The 15,970-nt window shown below is 63.7% G+C and carries 11 protein-coding genes; 2 read left to right on the forward strand and 9 right to left on the reverse strand.

Annotated elements, in window-relative coordinates:
* Positions 1-163 precede the first annotated feature (163 nt).
* The 7 genes from rpsA to gyrA form a co-directional block, all read right to left on the reverse strand.
* Positions 164-1,849 carry a 30S ribosomal protein S1 gene (rpsA, locus tag JY96_RS16350; protein WP_035039090.1) on the reverse strand — a complete coding sequence of 562 codons (1,686 nt, stop codon included), beginning with the start codon at positions 1,847-1,849 and terminating at the stop codon, positions 164-166.
* A gap of 192 nt (positions 1,850-2,041) precedes the next feature.
* A complete protein-coding gene (locus tag JY96_RS16355) occupies positions 2,042-4,087 on the reverse strand; it encodes a bifunctional 3-phosphoshikimate 1-carboxyvinyltransferase/cytidylate kinase (protein WP_035039092.1) in 2,046 nt (681 codons plus the stop codon).
* A gap of 33 nt (positions 4,088-4,120) precedes the next feature.
* Positions 4,121-5,005: a prephenate dehydrogenase/arogenate dehydrogenase family protein gene (locus JY96_RS16360; protein WP_035039096.1), complete on the reverse strand. Its 885-nt coding sequence runs from the start codon at positions 5,003-5,005 to the stop codon at positions 4,121-4,123.
* 23 nt (positions 5,006-5,028) lie between these two features.
* Positions 5,029-6,159 carry a prephenate dehydratase gene (gene pheA, locus JY96_RS16365; protein WP_052162632.1) on the reverse strand — a complete coding sequence of 377 codons (1,131 nt, stop codon included), beginning with the start codon at positions 6,157-6,159 and terminating at the stop codon, positions 5,029-5,031.
* Complete coding sequence (serC, locus tag JY96_RS16370) at positions 6,152-7,258, reverse strand: 3-phosphoserine/phosphohydroxythreonine transaminase (protein WP_035039098.1); 1,107 nt, start codon at positions 7,256-7,258, stop codon at positions 6,152-6,154. Before serC ends, pheA begins: the two co-directional genes overlap by 8 nt.
* 26 nt (positions 7,259-7,284) lie before the next feature.
* Complete coding sequence (locus JY96_RS16375) at positions 7,285-7,896, reverse strand: DUF2059 domain-containing protein (RefSeq protein WP_081961337.1); 612 nt, start codon at positions 7,894-7,896, stop codon at positions 7,285-7,287.
* Between the two features lie 47 nt (positions 7,897-7,943).
* Positions 7,944-10,613, reverse strand: coding sequence for a DNA gyrase subunit A (gyrA, locus tag JY96_RS16380; RefSeq protein WP_035039103.1), 2,670 nt, complete (start codon positions 10,611-10,613; stop codon positions 7,944-7,946).
* Positions 10,614-10,951: 338 nt separating this feature from the next.
* On the opposite strand from gyrA, the gene ompA reads away from it, so the two are divergent.
* The gene (gene ompA, locus JY96_RS16385; protein WP_035039105.1) at positions 10,952-11,596 is read left to right on the forward strand and encodes an outer membrane protein OmpA; all 645 of its coding nucleotides are present in this window, start codon (positions 10,952-10,954) and stop codon (positions 11,594-11,596) included.
* A gap of 161 nt (positions 11,597-11,757) precedes the next feature.
* Here the strand turns inward: ompA and JY96_RS16390 are convergent, their stop codons facing one another.
* Positions 11,758-13,371: a GMC family oxidoreductase gene (locus JY96_RS16390; RefSeq protein ID WP_035039108.1), complete on the reverse strand. Its 1,614-nt coding sequence runs from the start codon at positions 13,369-13,371 to the stop codon at positions 11,758-11,760.
* A complete protein-coding gene (locus JY96_RS16395; protein ID WP_035039110.1) occupies positions 13,368-13,904 on the reverse strand; it encodes a hypothetical protein in 537 nt (178 codons plus the stop codon). Before JY96_RS16395 ends, JY96_RS16390 begins: the two co-directional genes overlap by 4 nt.
* Before the next feature lie 277 nt (positions 13,905-14,181).
* On the opposite strand from JY96_RS16395, the gene JY96_RS16400 reads away from it, so the two are divergent.
* The gene (locus tag JY96_RS16400; protein WP_081961338.1) at positions 14,182-15,888 is read left to right on the forward strand and encodes a long-chain-fatty-acid--CoA ligase; all 1,707 of its coding nucleotides are present in this window, start codon (positions 14,182-14,184) and stop codon (positions 15,886-15,888) included.
* Positions 15,889-15,970: the final 82 nt, after the last annotated feature.

Below are 15,970 nucleotides of genomic sequence, written 5' to 3' on the forward strand. Positions count from 1 at the left end.
CTTTTGAAAGGCTGTGATGAGCATCAGCAAAAAGCCCCTTCAACCTGGCAGGACCAGGGATCCAGGGCTTTTTCAACACCGTGAGGTGTTGCCACGCTCATCACAACCTCCGTTGAACCAGGCCGAAGCCTGGTCAACAGAAGCAGTGTGAGAACAGACGGGATTAACCGTTGTTCTGGTCCAGCTTGGCCTTCAGCAGAGCGCCCAGGCTGGTGGTGCCGGCGCCTTCCTTGGTGGTTTCGCTGCGCAGGGACTGCATGGCTTCTTGCTGCTCGACGTTGTCCTTGGCCTTGATCGACAGCTGGATGCCGCGGGTCTTGCGGTCCACGTTGATGATCAGGGCGGTGACTTCGTCGCCTTCCTTCAGCACGTTGCGAGCGTCTTCCACGCGGTCACGGCTGATTTCCGAAGCGCGCAGGTAGCCGACGATGTCGTCACCCAGGGTGATTTCGGCACCCTTGGCATCCACGGACTTGACGGTGCCAGTGACGGTGGCGCCACGGTCGTTCAGGGTCGTGAAGTTGGTGAACGGGTCGCTGTCCAGCTGCTTGATGCCCAGGCTGATGCGCTCGCGCTCGACGTCGATGGCCAGCACGATGGCTTCAACTTCCTGGCCCTTCTTGTAGTTGCGCACGGCGGCTTCGCCAGGCTCGTTCCAGGACAGGTCGGACAGGTGCACCAGACCGTCGATGCCAGCGGCCAGACCCACGAACACGCCGAAGTCGGTGATCGACTTGACGGGGCCCTTGACCTTGTCACCGCGGTTGAAGTTCTGAGCGAAGTCGTCCCATGGGTTCGGCTTGCACTGCTTCATGCCCAGGGAGATACGACGCTTGTCTTCGTCGATTTCCAGGACCATGACTTCCACTTCGTCGCCCAGGTTGACGATCTTGTTGGGAGCGATGTTCTTGTTGGTCCAGTCCATTTCAGAGACGTGCACCAGGCCTTCGATGCCGGGTTCGATCTCGACGAATGCACCGTAGTCAGCGATGTTGGTGACCTTGCCGAACAGACGGGTGCCGGCAGGGTAACGGCGAGCCACGCCAACCCAGGGGTCGTCGCCCATTTGCTTCAGACCCAGCGAAACGCGGTTCTTCTCGGCGTCGAACTTCAGGACCTTGGCGGTCAGCTCTTGACCAACCGTCACCACTTCGGAGGGGTGACGGACACGGCGCCATGCCATGTCGGTGATGTGCAGCAGGCCGTCGATGCCGCCCAGGTCCACGAACGCACCGTATTCGGTGATGTTCTTGACCACGCCTTGGACGATCGCGCCTTCGCGCAGCGTTTCCATCAGCTTGGCGCGCTCTTCGCCCATCGAAGCTTCAACCACAGCACGGCGCGACAGCACGACGTTGTTGCGCTTGCGGTCCAGCTTGATGACCTTGAATTCCATGGTCTTGCCTTCGAACGGCGACATGTCCTTGACAGGGCGCGTATCGAGCAGCGAACCAGGCAGGAAGGCACGGATGCCGTTGACCAGAACGGTCAGGCCGCCCTTGACCTTGCCATTGACGGTACCGGTCACGAAGTCGCCAGACTCCAGTGCGGTTTCCAGAGACAGCCACGAGGCCAGACGCTTGGCCTTGTCGCGCGACAGGATGGTGTCGCCGTAGCCGTTTTCGATGGCGTCCACGGCCACCGACACGAAGTCGCCCACTTGGACTTCGATCTCGCCCTGGTCGTTGCGGAACTCGTCGATGGGCACATAGGCCTCGGACTTCAGGCCGGCGTTGACGACCACGAAGTTGTGTTCGACGGCCACCACCTCAGCGGTGATGACTTCGCCCGTGCGCATGTTGGCACGTTGCAGCGACTCTTCAAAAAGGGCGGCAAAAGATTCAGACATGGAGTTTCCTGTGCCGGCGGGTGCCAGCGGTAACGCCCAGATCGACAGGAACGACCTGAACGGGTTGGGTTGAAGAACATGACCTCCGGGCTGCCTTGCAGCAGCCCTGATCACTCAAACGCCTGCCTGGCAGCATGCGCCGGAAGTCACAGCCTTTTGGTAAAGACCCCCGCGACGTGTCAATGACATCAGTCAGTGACGAACGATCACGTGAGGCCAGCCCGCGACCCACATCCCGAGCACAGTTTCCACCGATTGTTCGATGGTCCAGGCCGAGTTGTCGATCTTCTGGGCGTCTGGGGCAGGCACCAGGGGCGATACGGCGCGGGTACGGTCCCGCAGGTCGCGCGCTTCTAGGTCTGCACAGATCTCGTCGAGATTAGCAGAAATCCCTTTTGAAATCAATTGGTTATATCGGCGTTCGGCCCGTTCTTTGACGGATGCCGTCAAAAACACCTTCAGCGCGGCGTCGGGAAAGATCACCGTGCCCATGTCGCGGCCGTCGGCCACCAGGCCGGGCAGGCCCCGGAAAGCCTTCTGCAGCTCGACCAGCGCCTGGCGCACGCCCGGGAAAACCGACACGCGGGAGGCGGCCTGGCCGATGTCCTCGCGACGGACCAGCTCGCCCACATCGCGTTGGTCGACCCAGATGTGTTCCCGATCAAAACGCAGGGAGATGGCGTAGCCCAGCTGACGGGCCAGGGCTTCGAGTGCCTCGGCATCGTCCAGGCTGATGCCGCGTTCAGTGGCCAGCAGGCCGGTGACACGGTACAGCGAGCCGGAGTCCAGGAACTGGTAACCCAGGCGGGTGGCCAGGGCGCTGGCCAGCGTGCCCTTGCCGGAGGCGGTCGGGCCGTCGACCGTGATCACGGGGATCAGATCCGGGTTGGTCTGGGCGACCTGGAACAGGGATTCGAAGTAGTCCGGGAAGGTCTTGCCGACGCAGCGTGGGTCTTCAATACGGACAGAGACAGGTTTGCCGTCCGTGGCCGTGGGCGCCAGCGGGTTGAAGGCCGCTAGCGAGAAGCACATCGCCATGCGGTGGTCGTCGTAGGTGTGGATGCTGGCGTGCTGCCACTGGCCGGCGGCCGGCGGCGTGATCTCGATGAAGTCCTGGCCCTCGACCACGGTGGCGCCGAGCTTGCGCAGCTCGCAGGCCATGGCGGCGATGCGGTCGGTTTCCTTGACGCGCCAGCTGGCGATGTTGCGCAGGCGGGTGGTACCTTGGGCGTACAGCGCCATCACGGCCAGGGTCATGGCCGCGTCCGGGATGTGGTTGCAGTCCATGTCCACGGCCTGCAGGGGCCAGTCGCCACGGCGCACTTCCAGCCAGTTCGGGCCGCTGGTGACCTGGGCTCCCATGGCCTGGGCAGCCTCGATGAAGCGGATGTCGCCCTGGATGGACGCTTCGCCCACGCCTTCGATGCGCACCGGTGTGGCACGGCCCGCGATGGCGCCCGCCGCGATGAAGTAGGACGCGGAGGAGGCGTCGGCCTCGACGTGGATTTCGCCCGGCGACTGGTAGCGGCTGCCTTGCGGGATGACAAAACGTTCCCAGCCCTGGCGCTCCACCTTGATGCCAAAGCGCGCCAGCAGGTTCAGCGTGATCTCGATGTAGGGCTTGGAAATCAGCTCGCCCACGACCTCGATCGTCAGGGCCTGATCCTGTGACACCAGGGGCAGGGCCAGCAACAGGGCGGTGAGGAACTGGCTGGAGACATCACCACGCACCTTGATCGGTGCCGACAGCTTGAGCTGGCCGCCCGCCAGGCGCAGCGGGGGGTAGCCTTCCTTGCCGGTGCATTCGATGTGGCAGCCTAATGGGCGCAGGGCATCGACCAGGTCACCGATGGGGCGCTCGTGCATGCGCGGCACGCCCGAGAGCGTGAACACGCCGCCTTGCGTGGCCGACAGCAGGGCCAGTGCCGCGGTCAGCGGGCGCATGGCGGTGCCGGCATTGCCCAGGAACAGATCCGCCTGCAGCACGGACAGCTTGCCGGCCAGACCGGTGATGCGCACGGTGTCGCCGTCCTGGTCCAGGTCGCAACCCAGCGCGCGCAGGCTTTCCAGCATCACGCGGGTGTCGTCGGAGGCCAGCAGGTCGTGAACGACCGTGGTGCCCTCGCTCAGGCCCGCCAGCAGCAGCACGCGGTTGGAGATGCTTTTGGAGCCCGGCAGGCGCACGGTGCCGCCTGCAGACAGCAGCGGGGGAAGGTCAAGGAAAGCGGTGGTGTACATGCGTGGCGGTTCGCGAGACGGGCCGAGTTGGGCTTATTGGCGCGTGACAGAGGGCTTGGTGCCCAGTTGCCATTGGCTGCGGGCGTCGGACGCAGTCTGAATCTGTTCTTCGAGCGCAGGGCCGTTCCAGTCGCGCATCTGGCGCTCCATCTGTTCCAGCGCGTGGCGGAAGGCCTCGGATTGCTTGAGCACCTCTTCGCGGTTGGACAAGAGGATGTCGCGCCAGATCGTGGGGTCACCTGCGGCAATGCGGGTGAAGTCGCGGAAGCCGGGTCCGGCCAGCGACAGGTATTCCTGGCCCAGCGGCTGCTCGGCCATGGCATTCATGTAGGCAAAGGCCAGCAGGTGGGGCAGGTGGCTCACGGCGGCAAAGGCCGCATCGTGGTTCTCCGGCGTCATCTTGAGCACCTGGCAGCCCACGGCGGCCCACACATCGGTGGCCTTCTGGATGAGCACGGGGTCGGTTTGCTGCAGGGGCGTCAGGATGACCTTGCGGCCCTGGTACAGCGCCGCATCGGCGTGCTCGATGCCTGCGACTTCACGGCCTGCGATCGGGTGCGCCGGCACGAAGGAGGGCAGGCGCTCTTTCAGCACGCGACGGGCAGCATCCACCACATCACGTTTGGTCGAGCCTACGTCCATGAACAGCACGCCCGGGTCCACCAGGTGGCGGATGGCCTTGAAGGTGCCTTCGCTGGCCGCCACGGGCACGGCGATCAACACGATGTCGGAGCCGGACACCGCCAGCAGTGCTGATTCGGCGGCCACGTCGATCACGCCCAACCGGCGGGCCTTTTCTACGGTGGACGGCGATTTGCTGTAGCCCACGACCCGCTTGACCAAGCCGGCCTTCTTGAGCGCCAGCGCGAACGAGCCGCCCATGAGGCCGCAACCGATCAGGCCGAGTTGGTTGAACATGATGCGAAATCCTGAAGAAGCGATCAGTGCACGTCCAGCGGGAAGCTGCCGAGCACTTTGAAGAGAGAGCATTGGGCGCGCAGCGCATCCAGCGCGGCCGCCACATTGTCCTGCGCGGGGTGGCCGGCCAGGTCGATGAAGAACACATACTCCCACTGGCCAGAGCGCGCCGGGCGCGACTCGAAACGGGTCATGGACACGCCGTACTGCTTCAAGGGCACCAGCAGATCGTGCACGGCGCCGGGGCGGTTGTCCACCGATACGGCCAGGCTGGTGCAGTCGTGCCCGGTGGGGGCCGCCGGCGTGTGCGCGTCGGCATGCGTGACCACCACGAAGCGTGTGCGGTTATGGGCCTCATCCTGCACGGCGCGTTGCACCACGTGCAGGCCGTACTGCGAGGCCGCGCGCTCGCTGGCCAGGGCGGCGATGCCATCGTCCTCGCCGGCCATGCGGGCACCCTCGGCATTGCTGGACACGGCACGGCGCTCGACGCCAGGCAGGTTCTGGCTCAACCAGCCCTGGCACTGCGCCAGCGCTTGCGGATGCGCCGCGACCACTTTGATGCCGTCGCGGTTGGGCTCCTTGCGCAGCAGGTTGTGCGTGACCAGCAAGCTGGTTTCACCCACGATGGTCAGGGGCGATTGCAGCAGCAGGTCCAGCGAGCGGGCCACCACGCCTTCGGTGGAGTTTTCAATGGGCACCACGCCGAAGTCGGCCGAGCGGGCCGAGGTGGCACGGAAGACCTCGTCGATCGACGGGCAGGCCATGGGCTCGATGGAGGAGCCGAAATAATTCAGGGTCGCCTGTTCGCTGAAGGTGCCGACGGGGCCCAGGAAGGCCACGCGCTGGCGCGCTTCGAGTGAGCGGCAGGCCGACATGATCTCGCGCCAGATGGGGGCGATGCTGTTGGCCAGGATGGGGCCGGGGTTGCGGTTCTTGACACGGTCGATGACCTGGGCCTCGCGGTCCGGGCGGAACACGGGCGAGCCGTCGATCTTCTTGACCTCGCCCACGGCCTGGGCCAGCTTGGCGCGCTCGTTGAGCAGCTTGAGCAACTGCTGATCGACCACGTCGATGCGCACGCGCAGATCGGCCAGTTGCTCGTCAACCGGCCGGCCATCGGGCTTGAAATGATCGGGCGCTTGATCAGCCATGGCTTGCGGCGAAGTCCTTCATGTAGGCGACGAGGGCCTGCACGCCGGCAACCGGCATGGGGTTGTAGATCGAGGCGCGCATGCCGCCCACGCTCTTGTGGCCCTTGAGTTGAACCAGGCCGGCCGCCTTGGCGCCCGCCAGGAATGCGTCGTTGAGCTCATCCTTGGGCAGGAAGAAGGGCACGTTCATGCGCGAGCGGCAATTGGCGGCCACCTTGTTCACATAGAAGCCGGACGCATCGATGTAGTCGTACAGCAGTTTGGCCTTGGTGATGTTGCGCGCCTCGATGGCGGCCAGACCAGTCAAGTCACCTTCACGCTGGCGCTTGATCCACTGGAACACCAGGCCAGCCAGGTACCAGGGGTAGGTGGGCGGCGTGTTGTACATGGAGCCGTTGTCGGCCACGATCTTGTAGTCGAAAGCAGAAGGCGTGATGGGCAGGGCGTGGCCGATCAGGTCCTCACGCACGATCACCAACGTCAGGCCGGAGGGGCCGATGTTCTTCTGGGCGCCGGCATAGGCCAGGCCCACACGCGACCAGTCCACCGTGCGCGAACAGATGTGCGAAGACGCGTCGATCACCAGCGGGGCCTTGCTGCCTAAAGCGGCCAGGTCAGGCAACTCGTGCATCTCGACACCGTGGATGGTTTCGTTGCTGCACACGTGCACGTAGGCGGCGTTGTCGCTGAGCTTCCAGCTGCCGTACGCGGGCAGCGTGGTGTGGTGGTCGGCCTCGTTGGTGGCCGACACATGCACTTCGCAGTACTTGCGCGCTTCCTTGGCCGACTTGACCGACCAGGAGCCGGTGACGACGTAATCGGCCCGGCCACCACGCGACAGGTTCATCGGCACGATGGCGTTCTCGGCAATCGCGCCGCCCTGCATGAACAGGACCTTGTAGTTGGCGGGGATGGCCAGGATCTCGCGCAGATCGGCTTCGGCCTGCTCGGCAATCGAGATGAACTCCTTGCCGCGGTGGCTCATCTCCATGACGCTCATGCCCGAGCCATGCCAATCCAGCATCTCGCTGGCGGCCTGTTGCAGGACTTCGTCCGGCAGGACGGCCGGACCGGGGGAGAAATTGAATGGGCGGGTCATGAGCGACTCAGAGACGGAAACCGAAATTACTTCTTGGCAGCAGGTTTGGCGGCTGGGGCAGGTGCTGGAGCGGGGGCAGAAGCGCCGCCGCTGAGCTTGCCACCCGTTGCAGCGTCCAGGATCTTGCGCACATTGGCATCCAACTGCTGCAGCTTGGGCGTGATCTGCGGGCGGGCGTCGTTGACGACCTTTTCCATCAGACCCTGGGTGGCCTCGGGCATCAGGCTCTGGTACTTCTTGAACGCGGGGGATTCCAGCAGGGCAGCCAGTTGCTTGAGCTCGTCTTCGGAGAACTTCTCCTCCAGAACGGGGCCGACCACGCTGGGTGCCAGCTTGGTGGCCGAAGCGCGGAAGATGGGGGCGGCCGATTCGATGTACTTCTTGATCTCGGCGTCGATCTGCTTGGCGGTGGCGTCGCGTTTGTCCTCGGGCACAGCCTGGGCCATGATCGGGCGCACGCCGGCCACCAACTGACGGGCGGGCTGTTCGGCGATCGAGCGCGACACATCGTCAAACACGCTTTGCTGCGCCGCCAGCACCTTCTGGACCAATTCCTTCTTGTCGGCATGTGCAGACAGGGTGGTCAGCGCCAATGTCGCGGCCACTGCCGTCGCCCATACCGTTTTGCTCAATTTCATCGTCAGTCCTTTGGTGTGCTCGACCCTGATGGGCCGAGTTGTCGGGGTCAGTTGTCGGTGCCGCCTTCAGTATCGGCGGAGCCTGCATCAGTGCTGTCACCAGGGGTTTCTTCGCTGTCGCCTTCGCTGGCGGCGTTGGCGTCGTTTTCCACGATGCGTTGCAGGCCGATCAGCTTGGCGCCTTCGTCCAGCGAGATCAAGGTCACGCCCTGTGTGGCACGGCCCAGCTCACGGATCTCGCTGACACGGGTGCGCACGAGCACGCCCTTGTCGGTGATCAGCATGATTTCGTCTTCCGGGCGCACCAGGGTGGCCGCGACCACCTTGCCGTTGCGCTCTGATTGCTGGATGGCGATCATGCCCTTGGTGCCACGACCATGGCGGGTGTACTCGACGATGCTGGTGCGCTTGCCGTAGCCGTTTTCGGTGGCGGTCAGCACGGATTGCGTTTCGTCTTCGGCCACCAGCATGGCGATGACCGACTGGCCTTCTTCCAGCATCATGCCGCGCACGCCGCGAGCCGAGCGGCCCATCGGGCGCACGTCTTCTTCGTCGAAGCGCACGGCCTTGCCGCCATCGCTGAACAGCATCACGTCGTGCTTGCCGTCAGTCAGCGCAGCGCCCACCAGCACATCGCCCTCGTCCAGGCCCACGGCGATGATGCCGGCCTTGCGGGGGTTGCTGAAGTCCGTCAGCGGTGTCTTCTTGACCGTGCCCAGGCGCGTGGACATGAACACATAGTGGTCTTCAGGGAAGGTGCGGAACTCGCCGGTCAGCGGCAACACCACATTGACCTTCTCGTCCTTTTCCAGCGGGAACATGTTCACGATGGGGCGGCCGCGCGAGTTGCGCGAGCCCTGCGGCACTTCCCAGACCTTGAGCCAGTACACGCGGCCACGGTTGCTGAAGCACAGGATGTAGTCGTGTGTGTTGGCGATGAAGAGCTGGTCGATCCAGTCGTCTTCCTTCGTGGCTGCAGCCTGCTTGCCGCGCCCGCCACGCTTTTGCGCACGGTATTCGCTCAGCGGCTGGCTCTTGATGTAGCCGGTGTGCGAGAGCGTCACCACCATGTCGGTCGGGGTGATCAGGTCTTCGGTGCCCAGTTCCTGCGCGTTGTGCTCGATGGTGGAGCGGCGCTCGCCGACCTTGGTCTGGCCGAATTCCTGGCGGATGGCGGCCAGTTCGTCGCCAATGATGACGGACACGCGTTCGGGCTTGGCCAGGATGTCCAGCAAGTCGGCGATTTCGGCCATCACGTCGCGGTATTCGCCGACGATCTTGTCCTGCTCCAGGCCGGTCAGGCGTTGCAGGCGCATCTGCAGGATTTCGCTGGCTTGCGCGTCAGACAGGCGGTACAGGCCATCGGGCTGCATGCCGTAGTTCAGCGGCAGGCCCTCGGGGCGGTAGGCTGCGGCGCCGCCGGGCGTGTCGGTGCCGACACGTGCCAGCATCTCGCGCACCAGGGACGAATCCCAGCTCTTGCTCATCAGGGCCTGTTTGGCCACGGGTGGCGTGGGCGAGGTCTTGATGGTTTCGATGAACTCGTCGATGTTGGCCAGGGCAACGGCCAGGCCTTCCAGCACATGGCCGCGTTCGCGCGCCTTGCGCAGCTCGAACACGGTGCGGCGGGTCACCACTTCGCGGCGGTGCTCCAGGAAGACCGTGATCAGGTCCTTGAGGTTGCACAGCTTGGGTTGCCCGTCGATCAGGGCCACCATGTTCATGCCGAAGGTGTCCTGCAGCTGCGTCTGCTTGTACAGGTTGTTGAGCACCACCTCGGGCACTTCGCCGCGCTTGAGCTCGATCACCACGCGCATGCCGGACTTGTCGGACTCGTCCTGCAGGTGGCTGATGCCTTCGATCTTCTTTTCGTTGACCAGCTCGGCGATGCGCTCCAGCAGCGTCTTCTTGTTGACCTGATAAGGGATCTCGTCAACGATGATTGCCTGGCGGTCGCCCTTGCCGATGTCTTCGAAGTGCACGCGGGCGCGCATGACCACGCGGCCACGACCCGTGCGGTAGCCTTCGCGCACACCCGACAGGCCGTACACGATGCCGGCGGTGGGGAAGTCGGGCGCGGGGATGATCTCCATCAGCTCGTCGATCGAGCAGCCGGGGTTCTTCAGCGCATGCAGGCAGGCGTCCACCACCTCGTTGAGGTTGTGCGGCGGGATGTTGGTGGCCATGCCCACCGCGATACCGGCCGAGCCGTTGATCAGCAGGTTGGGCAGGCGCGTGGGCAGCACCAGCGGCTCTTGCAGCGAGCCGTCGTAGTTGGGCCCGAAATCGACGGTTTCCTTGTCGATGTCGGCCAGCATCTCGTGGGCGATTTTCGTCAGGCGGATTTCGGTGTAACGCATGGCCGCGGCGTTGTCGCCGTCGACCGAACCGAAGTTGCCCTGGCCATCGACCAGCATGTGGCGCAGCGAGAAGGGCTGCGCCATGCGGACGATGGTGTCGTAAATGGCCGAGTCACCGTGGGGGTGATATTTACCCATCACGTCACCGACGATACGCGCGCTCTTCTTGAACGGGCGGTTCCAGTCGTTGTTCTGCTCGTGCATCGCGTACAGGGCGCGGCGGTGCACGGGTTTCAGGCCATCACGGGCATCAGGCAGGGCCCGGCCGACGATCACGCTCATCGCGTAATCGAGGTACGAACGCCGCATCTCCTCTTCGAGGCTGATGGGCAGGGTTTCCTTGGCGAATTGCGTCATGCGGGCTAAAGCGGTGAGAAGAGCCGGCTCAAGCGCGGGGGCTCGAGGCCGTCAGGGGCTTCCACTGGCGCCAACGCCCCCCTGTCCTGACGGTCCACGGGCGCGCGAGCGAACAAAGAGAGGATTGTAATTGGCCGGCAATGTCGTCCACGCGCAACAATCGGCCTGCTTCTCCGTGGCCAAGCCCCGTCTTGCTTGAGCGGGAAAATGGCTATGGCACAATCGTTTTCGTTATGTGCCCTAGGGTTAACCTTGTGGGCGCGTCCCACCCCCTCAGGGGAGGTTGCCCTGTCAGGGCGTCCGCAGTGGAATGCTGCGTCTTTATCGTGAGGATTTGCATGAACAAACTCAACAAAGTTGCCGCCCTGTTCGTTACCGCAGCTCTGGCTGGCTCCGCTTTTGCGCAGACCGTTGACAACTGGCGCGGTTCCGACGGCACCGTCTGGAAGAACGGCTCCAACGAACACTGCTGGCGCGACAACCCCTGGACGCCTGAAACCGGCGTTCAAGGTTGCGACGGCGTGCCGGCTCCTGCTGCGCCCGCTCCTGCTCCCGCTCCCGCACCTGCTGCAGCCCCGGCTCCTGCCCCGGCTCCCGCTCCTGCCGTGGTGCCTGCTGCCCCTGCGACCGAAAAGGTGAGCTTCGCTGCTGACGCCTTCTTCGACTTCGACAAGGCTGACCTGAAGAAGGAAGGCAAGGCCAAGCTGGACGACCTGGCTGACAAGGTCAAGGGCCTGACGCTGGAAGTCGTGATCGCCGTGGGTCACACCGACGCCAAGGGTAGCGACGCCTACAACCAGAAGCTGTCGGTGCGTCGCGCTGAAGCCGTGAAGAAGTATCTGGCTGACAAGGGCATCGAAGCCTCGCGCATCTACACCGAAGGCAAGGGCAAGTCTCAGCCTGTCGCCGACAACAAGACGGAAGCTGGCCGCGCCAAGAACCGTCGCGTTGAAATCGAAGTGGTCGGCACCCGCACCAAGTAATTGGTCGGCTCGCGCCACTGATGCAAAAGGCCCTTCGGGGCCTTTTGTTTTGCCTGGACGTGGTGAACAGCTGGCCGCTGTGAAGATCGGCGCTCAGCGCGCCCAGGCAAAACAAAACCCCGCCATGGCGGGGTTTTGTGCTTGTGGGGGCAAAAGCCGCGTCAGGCCAGGCTGACGTCCTTGCCGGTCAGGCGTTTGGCCAGGCTTGTGGCCAGGCGGTTCGTCAGGCCATAGATGGACAGCTGCGGGTTGGCGCCAATGCTGGTCGGGAACAGCGAACCATCGTGCACCGACAGGTTCGACAGTTGCCAGTGCACGCCGTCCTGGCGAACCACGCCTTGCTGTTCCGTGCCGCCCATGCGGCAGCCGCCCATGATGTGCGCACTGCCGCCACCCACGTAATAAGGCTTCATCTCGTAGGCCGCGATGGCAGCCTTGGCTTCGGCCCAGCTGGTGTAGTAGTGCGCCTGCTCATGCAGTGGCATGACCTTCTTGGCGCCGGCGGCGAACTGCACCTCTGCCATGGTCAGCAGGGCCTGCTTGAAGCCTGCCAGCACGTAGTCGGACATCGAGTAGTTCAGCAACGGGCTGCCATCGACGTTCAGGATCACGGTGCCGCCGGTGGATTCCGGGTGGAAGCCATCGCGCAGCAGCGCCAGCATCATCTGCGTGTTGGGGTAGTGCTGGAAGCGCTCGGCCAGGCCCTTGCCATAACCGCCCATCAGCACAGCGGCCAGGCCGGGGTGCATGGGCGTGGCTTCCAGCTTGTAGCCAATCGGGCCGTCCATCGGGGCGTTGTGCACGAAGTGATCGGAGTAGATCGACTGCGGAGCGCCAGCCCAGCCCTCGACGCGCTGTTCGAACACGCCGCCGGAGAACGCGACGGGGTGCAGGAAGGTGCGGGTACCCAGCAGGTCGTGCGGGTCCGGCGCCTTCGAGCGCTTGAGCAGCGCGGGCGAGTTGATGGCGCCACCTGAGACCACGTAGTGCTTGGCCGTGATGCGCAGCACCTTGTCGGAGGTCTTCTGGCCGTTGACACGGATGGGCACGCAGATCAGGCCTTCGACCTTGTCGCCCTTGATGATGAACTCCTGGGCGCGGGTCTGGTAGAACAGGCGCGCGCCGGATTCCAGCGACGAAGGGATGGTCGTGACCAGCATCGACTGCTTGGCATTGGTCGGGCAGCCCATGCCGCAGGAGCCCAGGTTCCAGCAGCCCTTGACATTGCGCGGGATCACCTCGGCCGAGATGCCCAGCTTCTGGGCGCCGGTGCGCAGCAATTCGTTGTTGGCGTTGGGTGGGGCCTCTTCCCACTTGTGCATGTTCAGGCGATGTTCGGCCTGGGCAAACCAGGGTGCCATCGACGCTTCATTGAAGTCCTTCAGGCCGAAGTTGTCTTCCCAGTACTTCAGGGTCGAGGCTGGCGTGCGGAAGGAACTCGTCCAGTTGATGACGGTGGTGCCGCCCACGCAGCGGCCCTGCAGCAGGGTCAGGGCGCCATCCATGGTCTTGCGGCCGCCGCCGTCCTGGTACAGGTTGGCGTAGGCTTCGGATTCTTTCTGGTTGAAGTCTGTGCTGGTGCGCAGCGGGCCTTCTTCGACCAGCACGACGTCCAGGCCAGCCTTGGTCAGCAACTCGGCGGTGATGCCGGCGCCAGCGCCGGTGCCCACGATGACGACATCGCATTGCACCTGCTCGGGCAGGCCTTGTTCGCCGTTGGTGGCCTTCCAGCCACGCGCCAGGCCTTCGCGGAATGGATCGGGGAGTTTGCTCATATTTGCACGGGGCCGGGGTAGCCAGTCAGGGGCCAGTGGGCGCTGTTGGAGTAGAAGGACATGCAGACGATGCTGCGCATGACCTGATAGGTCAGGCGGGTGGAGGGCAGCGGGTTGAGGCGCATGGTCTCGAGGGCCTGCGCCAGTTCGTCCTCGGTCGCATCGGACCACGAGGCGCCCATGCCGGTCAGCATCTTGCGGGTGGGGTAGTTGCCCAGCAGGCCCAGCAAGGCATTGATCTCGATCTGCAGCACATTGGGCATGCCGTTGAGGAATTCCTCGGTGTGCGCGAGGTGGCCTTCCATGATGGCGTCGCGCTGGGCCTTGTCTTTGGGCAGCATCGGGCCCACGATGGCCATGGTCAGGCCTCGAAAGACGTCACGGCCGTGTTCAGTCAGTTTGCCGTTGCTCATGCCGCGGTGCCAGTAGACCAGTGCGCCAAGCGCACCGCCTACGGCCCCGATCGCCAGCGCCGTCTTGAGAAACCAGCGGCGCTTGGGTTGAAGTGGGTGATCTATGGATCGGTCGACCATGTGTTTGGCTTCCGTGCGTAACTGTTCCCAAATAAGGAAAGGTTGTGAGTCAGATTGCCGGGAGATTGTGCCTTGCGTGTGCAGCCTGTCCCGCTGGCGTTTAACCTCTCGTCGCCTGTTTTTTGCGGGCTGTCGGAGGAATGAACAAGAAGTGCGGCGTCCGGCTTTAAGGGAATACCCTTAGTCACGAATGTTGCAGAATTCATGCAGTGCTTTACGCGATTTCTTCCGGGTGTCCGATTAACGGGTGTCCGCCGAACTTGATCCATCAAAGAGGATGACGATGACGACTTCAAAGCCATGGCTGGCCAGCTACGAACCCGGTGTGCCGACCGAGATCAACCCGGGTGAGTACGACTCGCTGATGGACTTGCTGGATCATTCGTTCAAGCAGTTTGCCAAGCGGGACATGGCCGCTTTCATGGACGTGCACTGGACTTTCGAGCAGGTCGACGAGATGTCTCGCTCGCTCGCTGGCTGGTTCCAGTCCAAGGGCCTGGCCAAGGGCGCACGTGTGGCCCTGATGATGCCCAACATCCCGCAATACATGGTGGCGATCGCCGCTGTGCTGCGCGCTGGCTACGTGGTGGTCAACGTCAACCCGTTGTACACGCCGCGCGAGCTGGAGCATCAGCTGAAGGACTCGGGTGCCGAAGCCATCATCGTTCTGGAGAACTTCGCCACCACGCTGCAGGAAGTCGTGGCGCGCACGCCGGTCAAGCACATCGTGCTGGCCGCCATGGGTGACATGCTGCCTTTCCCCAAGGGCCTGATCGTCAACTTCGTGGTGCGCAACGTCAAGAAGATGGTGCCGGCCTTCACGCTGCCCAACAACGACAAGTGCAAGCTGACCAAGTTCAAGGATGCCCTGGCACAAGGCCGTTCTGCCAAGTACACGCGCCCGAGCCTCAAGCCTGACGACGTGGCCTTCCTGCAGTACACCGGCGGCACGACGGGTGTGTCCAAGGGCGCGACGCTGCTGCATCGCAATGTGGTGGCCAACATCCTGCAAAACGAAGCCTGGTTCAAGCCTGAGCTGGCCAAGCTGGGTGACCAGCCGCTGACCGTGGTGTGCGCCTTGCCGCTGTATCACATCTTCGCGCTGACCGTCTGCTACATGATGGGCGCGCGCATGGGCAGCATGAACCTGCTGATCGCCAACCCGCGCGACATTCCCGGTTTCATCGAGACGCTCAAGAAGTACAAGGTCAACCAGTTCCCCGCCGTGAACACGCTGTTCAACGCGCTGGTGAATCACCCCGACTTTGCCAAGATCGATTTCTCCGGCCTGAAGGTGTCCAACGGCGGCGGCATGGCCGTGCAGCAGTCCACCGCTGAAACCTGGAAGAAGGTCACTGGTTGCCCGATCGTGGAAGGTTATGGCCTGTCGGAAACCTCGCCCGTGGCCACCGCCAACCGTCTGGACCTGGCTGAGTTCAATGGCGCCATCGGTTACCCGATTCCTTCGACCGAAGTGGCCATCCTGGATGACGACGGCAACCACCTGGATGTCGGTGGCGTGGGCGAGATCTGCATCCGTGGCCCGCAGGTGATGGCTGGTTACTGGAACCGCCCCGATGAGACCGCCAAGGTCATGACGGCCGACGGCTTCTTCCGCACGGGCGACATCGGCGTGATGGACCCGACGGGCCTGTTCAAGATCGTGGACCGCAAGAAGGACATGATCCTGGTGTCGGGCTTCAACGTGTACCCCAACGAGGTCGAGCAGGTGGTGAACATGCACCCGGGCGTGCTGGAGTGCGCAGCCGTGGGTGTGCCTGATGACAAGTCGGGTGAAGCCGTGAAGCTGTTCGTGGTGCGCAAGGATGCAACCTTGACCGAAGCAGCCCTGAAGGCCTACTGCCATGAGCAATTGACCGGCTACAAGTGCCCCAAGCACATCGAGTTCCGCCACGACCTGCCCAAGACCAATGTGGGCAAGATCCTGCGCCGCGAACTGCGCGACGAGAAGAAGGCGGCCTGATCGCGCTGAGCGTTTCAAGTTCGTCAAGAAGCCGCTGGTGAGTGCCAGCGGCTTTTTTTTTTACCCCCTGCGGAGGGCGCCC

The sequence above is a fragment of the Aquabacterium sp. NJ1 genome (assembly GCF_000768065.1).
Classification (GTDB): domain Bacteria; phylum Pseudomonadota; class Gammaproteobacteria; order Burkholderiales; family Burkholderiaceae_C; genus Aquabacterium.